We start from the raw sequence: 9696 nt of genomic DNA, 5'->3' as shown, positions 1-9696 counted from the left end.
CGGGACTCGAAAGGGTTCCGTTTTAAAATAGGTAAAATTTTCCCCTGAGATGAAAGCGATCGCTCCGGGGGGTCTCGCTATCGCGACCGACGATCGTGGAGAGGAGTTGTCGATCGCCCCGAAAAAAACTAATTTGACGGTTCGGATTTTCCGGGTCTACTTTCACCGCTAATAGGGTGTTCTCTCCTAAATAAGCGCGGCCGAGAGACAAACTATTGAAAGATCGATCGGCAACAATCACCGTTTTCTTTATAATGGGAACGGGAAAGCTAAATTGTTCCGTACTAACCAACGGTTTCTCGATAAATCTAACCGGAAACTCGATCGGTTTCTGTAAGTCGCGAGAACGATCGTCGAATCCCGGTGTCGTGATCGAGGGAGCGAGCGGCGCTTTTCGATCGACGAGATCGATCTTTACCGTCCAGTTTCCAGCCATCCAATCGGGATAGGGCAGATCCCCGGTGGCGACTTTGACGGTAGGTTTCGATCGCCATTCGGGATACGCGTTCACCCGATCGACCAAGTTTCCCGCGAGAGCGATCGGAAGATTGTTCCCCCACCACAAAACTATCGATAACGATAGCGAAATTATCCACTTCATCGATGAAAAGTTCCCCCTTCCTTTCTTATTTAATCTATTTTCTAGCATGAATAATGCCCTCGAATCTTCCCAAAATATCGCGGGATCGATAACGATTCCCCTCGCGCCCCCCGGATTCAAATCGGGTTTTATCGGCATTATCGGTCGCCCGAACGTGGGAAAATCGACCCTGATGAATCGATTGGTGGGTCAGAAAATCGCCATCACTTCCCCCGTCGCCCAAACCACGCGCAACCGTTTACGGGGCATTCTGACGACCGATCGAGCGCAGATGATTTTTCTCGATACTCCGGGCATCCACAAACCCCACCACGAACTAGGGAGAATACTGGTTAAAAACGCCACGAACGTGATCGATTCGGTCGATATCGTTCTTTTTATCGTCGATAGTTCTACTCCTGTCGGCGGGGGCGATCGGTACGTCGCCGAACTTCTCGCCCGCACCGAAACCCCGATTATCCTCGGACTCAACAAGGCCGACCAACAACCGGACGATGCCTCGGAACTCGACGGGGGTTATCTGGCTCTAGCGGGCGATCGGGATTGGCCGGTACAGAAGTTCTCGGCGATCGAGGGAACGGGATTAAACGAACTACAGGATCGACTGATAGACACCCTAGATCCCGGCCCCTATTATTATCCTCCCGATCTCGTCACCGATCAGCCGGAACGCTTTATCATGGGCGAACTGATCCGCGAGCAGGTTTTACTCCTCACCCGTCAGGAAATTCCCCATTCCGTGGCCGTCGTCATCGAGCGCGTCGAGGAAACCGAGAGTATCACCCGAGTTTTCGCCGCGATCAACGTCGAGCGCCCTTCCCAGAAAGGCATCATTATCGGCAAAAACGGCAGTATGCTGAAAACGATCGGTAGTGCCGCCCGAGTTGCCATTCAAAAACTCATCGAGGGCGAGGTATTCCTCAAACTCTTCGTTAAAGTCGAACCGAAATGGCGAGAATCTCGATCGCTCCTCGCCGACTTCGGCTACCGGGACGAGGAGTAACGGGGATGGGGAGTTCGGAGTTCGGAGTGGGAAATCAAGATAGAGAGGAGATAATTTCGGGAAAAAATCGAGAGTTTCCAGAAATTTACTCCCTACTCCCTACTCCCTACCCTCCTGCCTCCTGGCTCCTGACTCCTGCCTCCTCACAGCGTTATCGGCGCGATCGGGGCGATATCCGGATCGTTGCCGCCGATCTGGTTGGTTCGGAGTACCCAGATCTCCGCGCCCTGACGGAGAAAGGTTTCGGCGATCGTGTCGCTGGCCAACCTCGGCAGGAGGGTTCGCCAACTGGCCAAACCGGTGAGCAGATTTCGCAGGGGCCGATCCTCTAGGGTGGTTCCTAGATTGAACTCGTTATCCCGCCAGTCGGCGCGGGGCAATTCGAGCGGCTGTAGATCCCCTTTGAGCGCTCGCTTGAGTTTTAATAACCGCCGGTATTGTCGCTCTTCTTCGGGGTGTTCTCGGAACCACGTTTCTAAAAACGCTTTATTTTCGTCGATCGCTCTTTGAAGATTACCGATACTGGCGAATAACGCCTGATTCGAGTCCTGGGAGCAATTATTCGCCGCGCCGACGTAGGTTCCTCCCGTTCCGTCACCGATGCGATAGCGAGCGGTCATCGCTTCCAATTGCGCGAGCATCGAGTTTAGCGGGGAAGATCGAAAGGTCTCGAACTCGAAAAAGCCCGTGAAAGGCTCGAATTTGATGATAATATCGCAAACCGGGCGAACACCGGACCATCCGAACTGCCGATCGCCCATGTACCGCGACCAATGCAAGGTTCCCGCGATCAGTCCGTCGGTGTTGTGGGTGTATACCTGATAGTAGTGGATCTCGAAGCGAAGCTCGTCGGCGAGGGGATCGCGGACGACGGTGGCGAGACCGTAGGCGAAATGACCGAAAAAGATCGGCGTGGAAGCGGCCGGCTCGCGTTTCTCGCCCCCGATCCCCCCGTAGGTATGGACGACTAACGCGCGATCGCCCTCCCGCCAGGAATCGATCGATTCCCGTACACTCTCCCCCTCCCGCGGATTTAACAGCACCGAACCGATCTTTCCTTTCTGTCGATCGATATCCGCCCAAGCCTCTTTCCGAATATAACGGTAGCCGGATTTGACTCCAAAAATCACCCGATCCGGCTCTAATTTGAGCAGGGAGCGCGGTGCGAGAGCCTGGACGACAAAAATGCCCTCCGCGTCCTTCGCCCCGTAAATGTACCATCCCGACTCGTTGAGGGGCGATCGCTCGATCTCCCGCGCCGTGGAGGGAAAACAACCGTTCTGATCGGCGATCACCGCGGGAAGGCGCACTCGCTCGCTTACCCCGTCGAACTGTCGGGAAATCTTATTAAAATGCCGTACCTCGAATCGATCGGTTCCCGTCACGGGGGCGATAAAACGCACTAATCCGTAATAACGTCCCGTTATCTGGCTCGGTTGTTGGAAAATTTGCAAAATCGTCTCTCCGCCGATAGTTTCCACGATCACGGGGTCGAATAACATCACGATCGTGTCATCTTCCGGCAGGGAACCGGCGAGGGATTCGAGGGGATCGACACCCTGCCAGTGGTCGAGGCGATCGGGGTGGATCAATCCCCCGTACTCGCCGGTATACTCCGCGTCGGGGCTGAAATGCACGTCCCGCGTCACCGCGACCACCAGTTTCCGCAGGGCCGGACTCTCTCCCCAGCGCAGTTTCACCCGTTGCCCGACGAGAGCGCGAAACTCTTCCGGCGCGTGATGGACTTCCAGCCACACCCCGCGGACGATCGCTCTCTCGTATAGGGTCGGCAGGATTAAACGACCCATCCACGGGGCGATCGGCCGATAGAGAGCCGGATCGACGGTTCGATCGAGCGGATAATAGTCCGGACGGTTAAAATCCGCCGCTTTATAGAGTTCATAATTACTCGGTTGACGGCGCGGCCGCTGATTCGGCGCGAGAAGTTCCCCCCGGAGAATCTTGGCGATATAGTCGATCGTCTGTTGTAAGTAACTGCGTCCGTCGGGTAAATACGCGTTCGGATCGAGCAAGCCCCCCGGCACTTGATGGCCCACGGGTCCGAGCGGAATAATGGTAATTTTGCCCCGTCGTTTGGCGCGATTCCAGTAGGAGAGGGGAAAGATTTTCCAGCGTCCGGGGAACATGATCAGGCCGATTTTCTCGACATTATCCTTGTCGCCCACCAGATGGTACAGGTGTTCGATCTCCAGGAGATGACAATTGCCGCTGATCACCCCCGCGAGGGAGATCACGTCGATCGAGGCACCGAGCGCGCCTTTCAAAACCGCGGCCGTCGCGGCCGACATTTGACCGCCACCGCTATAACCGATCAGGGTAACGGGAATCCCGCTCCCGACCCGATAACCCGCCCGGATCAGCGCGTTATAGAGAATTCGGGCGATTCCCCGATGGTAGATCGGCCCGTAGCGCGCGTCCGCGGACACGGCCACGATCAGCACGTTGCGGATATTAACCATCATGCCGAGAAGACTCGCGGGATTGGCGAAACGATATTTATCCGCCAAACGCCAGAGAAACGCGAGGGGACGATCTTCATCGAGGGGATTATTCAGCACCGAATAGGCCATGATTCCCCGAATCAGTGCCATATTTTCGGGTAAAGCGGGGGTTAACTCCGCTAGAAAAGTTTCTACGTCGGGTAAGTATTGAAAGCTCGATTGACCGATGCCGTCGAGATAGATCAGGTAGCGACGGAGCGATCGGGTATTCTCGATCGGTTCCGCGAGGGTTCCCGTGTTCACGGTAGTATCGATCTCGTCGTCGTACCAGCCGGCCCACCATCCGAGGGTTTCCAAAGGCGCGAGTAATCCCGCGACGGCCAGCGCCACGATCCCGATCCACAGGAGATCGATCAGGAAACGCAGGCTTCGGGGTAAGTTTTCGTAGTAACTAAATATCCAATCCCGTAAGGGGTCGAGAAAAATGGTGGTGATGACTGTTAGTAAAAAAATTCCCACTAAACCGAATATAGGGAGCGAGGAAAATGTTTTTCGCGGGGATTTATGGGTCGGGAGAATCGGCGATAGGGTAGTGTCGATCGACCCGGAAACGGAAGCGCTCGCGGGTTCGGCGAAGGCGACATCGACGGTAGAAGGTACGGGTGACGAGGGTTGGAGAAAGTTGTCCTGGAGCAGTCGAACGATCTCTTCCCTTCCCCGCACGATCGACACTCCCGCGACCCGATCGATGACGATTTTGCCTAGATTGGCGATCGGTTGTCCGAGGGTTCTTTGCAGGATCTGTAAGATTAGCCAGCCTAACGCCACGTAACTGAAAGCCGTTCCGAGGGAAGTGGATTTTACCGCCGCGAAACCGACCACCAACGCCAATAAATGCCAGATCGACAGCAAGGAGAGCAGGGGAACGCCGAGATACGGGATCGCGCCGAGAAAACCGAACAGAAGCGGTGCGAAGCTGATCCCGAAAACTTTCAGTAAAACCGGAAAGGAGATTTTAAGCGTTCCGGGCAGAAAATCGATTAGCCAGGTGCTGGAAACGAGAAAGAGATAGCCGAAAGCGAAGAGAACGGCACTAATGAGCAGGCTTAAGACGAATCGGAGCGGTTTCACCCGATTGATGAAGAGAATGATCGCCTCGGCGATCGCCAGCGATAAACCGGCCCCGAAAACGATTCCCAACGTCAGAATCCAACCGTCCGGCGCGTCGCTCACCTGTCGGAACACATCGGACTGTAAGAGGAAGACGCGACCGATAAAATCCCAGAATCGTTCTACCATACTGTTGAGTCTTCCTTTCCCTCGATCGAGTTCGCCTTTTTTATTCTACGCGAGATGTTCTTTTCGTCTACGGCGGGAGTCGATCGGGAGGACGGGAGGCGGGAGGCGGGAGTCAGGAGGAATAATCAAGGATAAAATGGCGAGAAAATCCCTAAAAAAGCGATAATAATTTTATAATTCGCGATTGTTAAAGTTTTCGAGACGCGTCGATCGAACTCGGTATTATAGAATTGTCGTGCTGTCAAGAGCGATGCGAGAGTTTTGTACGATCTCTAATCTGGAACAACTGACGATCGATACGTTTCGCGGACTTTCCCCGGAAAAGCGAGAAGAGGTTTTACAATTTTTGGATTTACTCGAACCGGATATATTTCAGAAGCCGACCGCGGGGGAAGTTCGGCGAGCCAGGGAGATTCTGGAGAGAGCGACAAAACGAGCGATCGCCGAATCTCCACAATCGCCATTCCAATTATTTGACGAATTTAACCGCATCAAAAAAGCAATTCAAGAAGACTACTGTAAGCCGGATACTATTTAGCGATCGATCTCTCGCGCTCTCTCCCCGTCAGCACTCCGGACGATCCCGGCGATCGAGGCGAAAATCAACCACGCGGTTGTATTCACTTTCGGTTCGTTGAGCGTTACATCGAAGAAATTAAACAGAATACAACCCCCGAAAGCGACAAGATAGGTGAATAACATTAATTCTCCCCCGGCTTTTTTCGTCGCGAGAAATCGGTATAAACGGATTCCCCGAGCGTATACCCACGCGACCCACGCGCAAAACATCAACAGGCCGACAATTCCCGTCTCGGCCATCAACATGAGATATAAATTGTGCGCGTGACCGAGCCAGATCCCGGTGCTGGCTTTATACATTTTGGAGAAGTTCCGCAGTCCCCAACCGGTAATCGGGCGCTCCTGTGCCATTTCCCACGCGAATCGCCATTGCGTGGCCCGTAAAGTCGCTACCGGTCGATCGGGGTATAATTCGTCGGAGAAACGCGCCCAGATCATCCGCGGAACGATCGAGCGAAAGACATCCCGCAGAGGAACCGGCCCCCAGGAAGCGATCGAGATCGCCCCCGCGACGGCCGCGAATCCCGCGACGATCGATCGCCACCCCAGATACAGCGCGAACAATAAACCCGCGAACAACCCCAGCCCCCAAGCACTGCGAGAATCGGTTAAAAATATGCCCAAACTATCGAAAGTGATGGCAAAAGTTAAAAAGCCCAGTTGAAGCGATACCTTTCTATTTCTGTCCCCCTTCCACGCTCGAAAGGTCGCGATCCATAGTCCGATCGCCAAAATCAGGATCATCAGCAAGTAAACGCCCAAAAGATTGGCGTACATGAAGACCGAGGACATCCTACCCTTCGGATCGCCGTAGGGAACGTAACCCCAAGCCGTGAAGGGAACATTCCCCCAACCGAGGAAAATCTGACCCAATCCCATCGCCACCACCCACACCGACGGGATGACCAAAACCCAAGCCAGTTCCCGCAACTGCGAGGGTTTCTGTACGATCTGCCGGATATTCACGAAAAAGAAAAAATACGGGAGATAATTCGCTAACCCGAGTAACGCCTCGATCGGCCGGGGCGATAAAACGGCGACAAACAGCAACCAGAGCGATAAAACGCCGATCCCCCGATTTAACCGACTCGCGGCGATCGACTTCCACTCTTTCCGGCAGGTGGCGATTAACACGGCGATAATTCCCAATCCCGCCACCACGGGCAGGATCGGGGCGATCAGGAGGGAAATTCGCAGAAAATTCCACTCCCACCCTTGACAGAATATTCGTTTCATGCTATGCGAATTCCCAACACTCGTCCCGCGTCAGACGAATTTGAGCGAGGGCGAAGATGGTGGGAATAATGCGCCCGTAGTCGGTGGCGATCGCTTTCCAGCCGAGGTCGGCGATAAACCATCCCCACAGGGCCGGCCCGGCGACACTTAACACCGTCCGGAGCGCGCCGTAACGGGCCGCGGCGACGGTCATTCCCCGTTTGGCGGCTTGTAGGGCGATCTGGTTGGCGGCCGCGGTTCCTCCCTCGATTAGGGCGGTTTTCGCCGCTTGGTAACGGGCGAAGTGAAGGGCGACCTGTTGGGCGATATTTTTGAGAATAATCGGCTTGATAATCGAATTTACGGCGAGGGCGCTCGTTCCTTTTAACACGATATTCAGGGGATCGTGTTGGAGATGGACGGGGAGGGGTTCGGGAACTTTCGAGCCGGCGATCGCTTTTTGGATTTGAATGGAGAGGGATTTCTGTTCCGAGGTGGGAAGGCGTTTCCAGGCTTTACTGACGAGATGTAGATAGATTTCGGCCTCGATTTCCGTCGTCGGCATCTTGTTCGAGTAGGGAATTTTCAGGAAATGGCAGACGCGGATCAACGCCTGTCGGTAACTGACCTCGCGGGTTTTTCCCTTGATCACGGTCACGCCGTCGGCGGCGAGATAGCGGAAACGGTTCTCGATCGAGTCTAACCAGCTATCCCAGTCTTGACTCTGCACTTCCACGGGGTCGGGGGCCTGTAAATAATCGAGAGGATTAAACCGACGGCAAAAGAGGATGTTCGTGATTTGCTGTAATTCATCCTCGGTGGCTAACTCCAAAGCTGACCGTAATTCGTCCAATTTGCTATTCCTCCTCAGCCCCGATCGTCGAGTTGGTCTGTCCTTCGCGAACTATTTTAATATTTCTAATACTAACTTAAAGACTAACCGACTCGGGGCGCGACGTGACAAAATTTTCGATTGATGTTGGGATCATCGGCGCGGGATTAGCGGGCTTGACCTGCGCCCGATACTTACGGCGAGAGGGTTTCACGGTCTCGCTTTTCGACAAGTCCCGCGGCATCGGCGGACGCTTGGCGACGCGGCGAATCCGGGCCGGCGATCGGGATATCCGCGTCGATCACGGTCTTCCTTTCCTGACAATTCAGGGGGAACGGACACGATTTTTTATTCAAAATCTATTGACAGAAAACCTTGTTCATGCAATCGACGATCGCTTTTATCCTTGTCCGGACGGGATGAACTCGATCGCTAAATTCCTGGCGAGAGAGTTAGAAATCCGGCGCGAGTTTCTCGTGACGCGGATGATCCCGACGGGAGATTTTTGGTCGATCGAGGGGAAAGAGGGGGAAAGCGTGACCGCTAGGGCGATCGTTCTGGCGATTCCCGCCCCGCAAGCGGTAACACTATTACAGGCTTCTAATCTTTCTAATTTCCTGCCCGAATTGAATTCGATCGAGTACGACCCCTGTATCACGGTCATCGCGGGTTACGCGGATTCTTTACCGATCCCGCTTCTTTCCGCCGATTTTCGCCATATCGGGGCTTACGAGAATCGAACGGTTTTCGTTTTACAGAGTGGCGCGGATCTCTCGGCGAAATATCTCGATAGCGAGGATTTAGAGGCGGTAACGGGGGAAATCATCGCTCGATCGGGTTTACCCTCTCCCGCGTGGTCACAGATTCACCGATGGCGGTACGCGGTTCCCCGTCGCGGTTCGGGAGTGGCCTGTTTACACTCGATCGATCCCTTGCCCCTCGTCGCTTGCGGCGATTGGTGTCTGGAGGGAGATCCGGAGAGGGCGATCGAAACGGCCTTGACTTCCGGCGAGAGTGCCGCTATAGAAATTCAAAGATTTCTAACGTAAAAAAAATCGGTGTTCTTCTCGCGCGCCGATCGGGTTAAGATAGGAAAAAAACGCTCGATCGGGAGTTCGATAATGATCGCTCAAAATCCACGGGTTTTCTTCGATATTTTTATAGACGGTAAAAACGCCGGCCGCGTCGTCATGGAATTGTTCGCCGATGTCGTCCCGAACACCGCGGAAAATTTCCGCGCCCTCTGCACCGGGGAAAAAGGCACGGGACAAGCGGGAAAACCCCTACACTATAAAGGAAGTTTTTTCCATAGAATTATCCCCCAATTCATGTGTCAGGGCGGAGATTTTACCCGCGGTAACGGGACGGGAGGCGAATCTATCTACGGGAACAAGTTTAAGGATGAAAATTTTTCTCTAAAACACGATCGACCCGGATTATTATCGATGGCGAACGCGGGGCCGAATACCAACGGATCGCAATTTTTTATCACCACTGTCGAAACTCCCTGGCTAGACGGGAAACACGTCGTTTTCGGTCAGGTGGTCGAGGGAATCGAGGTGATTCAAGCGATGGAAAAGGTGGGAACGGATTCGGGGAGAACTAAAGTACCGGTCGAGATCGCCGACTGCGGACAGTTGAGTTAGTGAGTGAGTGACGGGGTTTATTGGTGGGTTACGCTTCGCTAATCTACCCTACGGCATTG

At 54.1% G+C, this 9696-nt stretch carries 8 protein-coding genes; 4 read left to right on the top strand and 4 right to left on the bottom strand.

Features of this window, described 5'->3' with window-relative positions:
- Nucleotides 1–22: 22 nt before the first annotated feature.
- Nucleotides 23–565 (bottom strand): DUF6816 family protein, encoded by a 543-nt coding sequence (locus V0288_RS18065; protein WP_332866545.1) that lies wholly within the window; start codon nt 563–565, stop codon nt 23–25.
- Nucleotides 566–647: 82 nt separating this feature from the next.
- Here V0288_RS18065 and era point away from each other — a divergent pair, with 82 nt between their 5' ends.
- Complete coding sequence (era, locus tag V0288_RS18060) at nt 648–1604, top strand: GTPase Era (protein WP_332866544.1); 957 nt, start codon at nt 648–650, stop codon at nt 1602–1604.
- A 143-nt stretch (nt 1605–1747) separates the two neighbouring features.
- On the opposite strand, the gene V0288_RS18055 is transcribed toward era, so the two are convergent.
- Nucleotides 1748–5365, bottom strand: a complete 3618-nt coding sequence (locus V0288_RS18055; protein WP_332866543.1) for a Yip1 family protein — start codon at nt 5363–5365, stop codon at nt 1748–1750.
- A 250-nt stretch (nt 5366–5615) separates the two neighbouring features.
- On the opposite strand from V0288_RS18055, the gene V0288_RS18050 reads away from it, so the two are divergent.
- Nucleotides 5616–5903 (top strand): hypothetical protein, encoded by a 288-nt coding sequence (locus tag V0288_RS18050; RefSeq protein ID WP_332866542.1) that lies wholly within the window; start codon nt 5616–5618, stop codon nt 5901–5903.
- Here the strand turns inward: V0288_RS18050 and V0288_RS18045 are convergent.
- Together V0288_RS18045 and V0288_RS18040 are read right to left on the bottom strand one after the other, a co-directional pair.
- Nucleotides 5900–7180, bottom strand: a complete 1281-nt coding sequence (locus tag V0288_RS18045) for an O-antigen ligase family protein (protein ID WP_332866541.1) — start codon at nt 7178–7180, stop codon at nt 5900–5902. The two genes, V0288_RS18050 and V0288_RS18045, sit on opposite strands and share 4 nt — an antisense overlap.
- A 1-nt stretch (nt 7181) precedes the next feature.
- Nucleotides 7182–8012, bottom strand: a complete 831-nt coding sequence (locus V0288_RS18040; protein WP_332866540.1) for a YaaW family protein — start codon at nt 8010–8012, stop codon at nt 7182–7184.
- A 104-nt stretch (nt 8013–8116) separates the two neighbouring features.
- Between V0288_RS18040 and V0288_RS18035 the strand changes: the two genes are divergently transcribed.
- Both V0288_RS18035 and V0288_RS18030 read left to right on the top strand, forming a co-directional pair.
- Entirely contained in the window at nt 8117–9040 is a 924-nt protein-coding gene (locus V0288_RS18035) for an NAD(P)/FAD-dependent oxidoreductase (protein ID WP_332866539.1), read from the top strand.
- 72 nt (nt 9041–9112) lie between these two features.
- Nucleotides 9113–9637 (top strand): peptidylprolyl isomerase, encoded by a 525-nt coding sequence (locus V0288_RS18030; protein WP_332866538.1) that lies wholly within the window; start codon nt 9113–9115, stop codon nt 9635–9637.
- The last annotated feature ends 59 nt before the right edge of the window (nt 9638–9696 follow it).

The organism is Pannus brasiliensis CCIBt3594 (genome assembly GCF_036688125.1).
GTDB classification, from domain to species: domain Bacteria; phylum Cyanobacteriota; class Cyanobacteriia; order Cyanobacteriales; family Microcystaceae; genus Pannus; species Pannus brasiliensis.
This window is presented reverse-complemented; position numbering and strand designations above follow the sequence as displayed.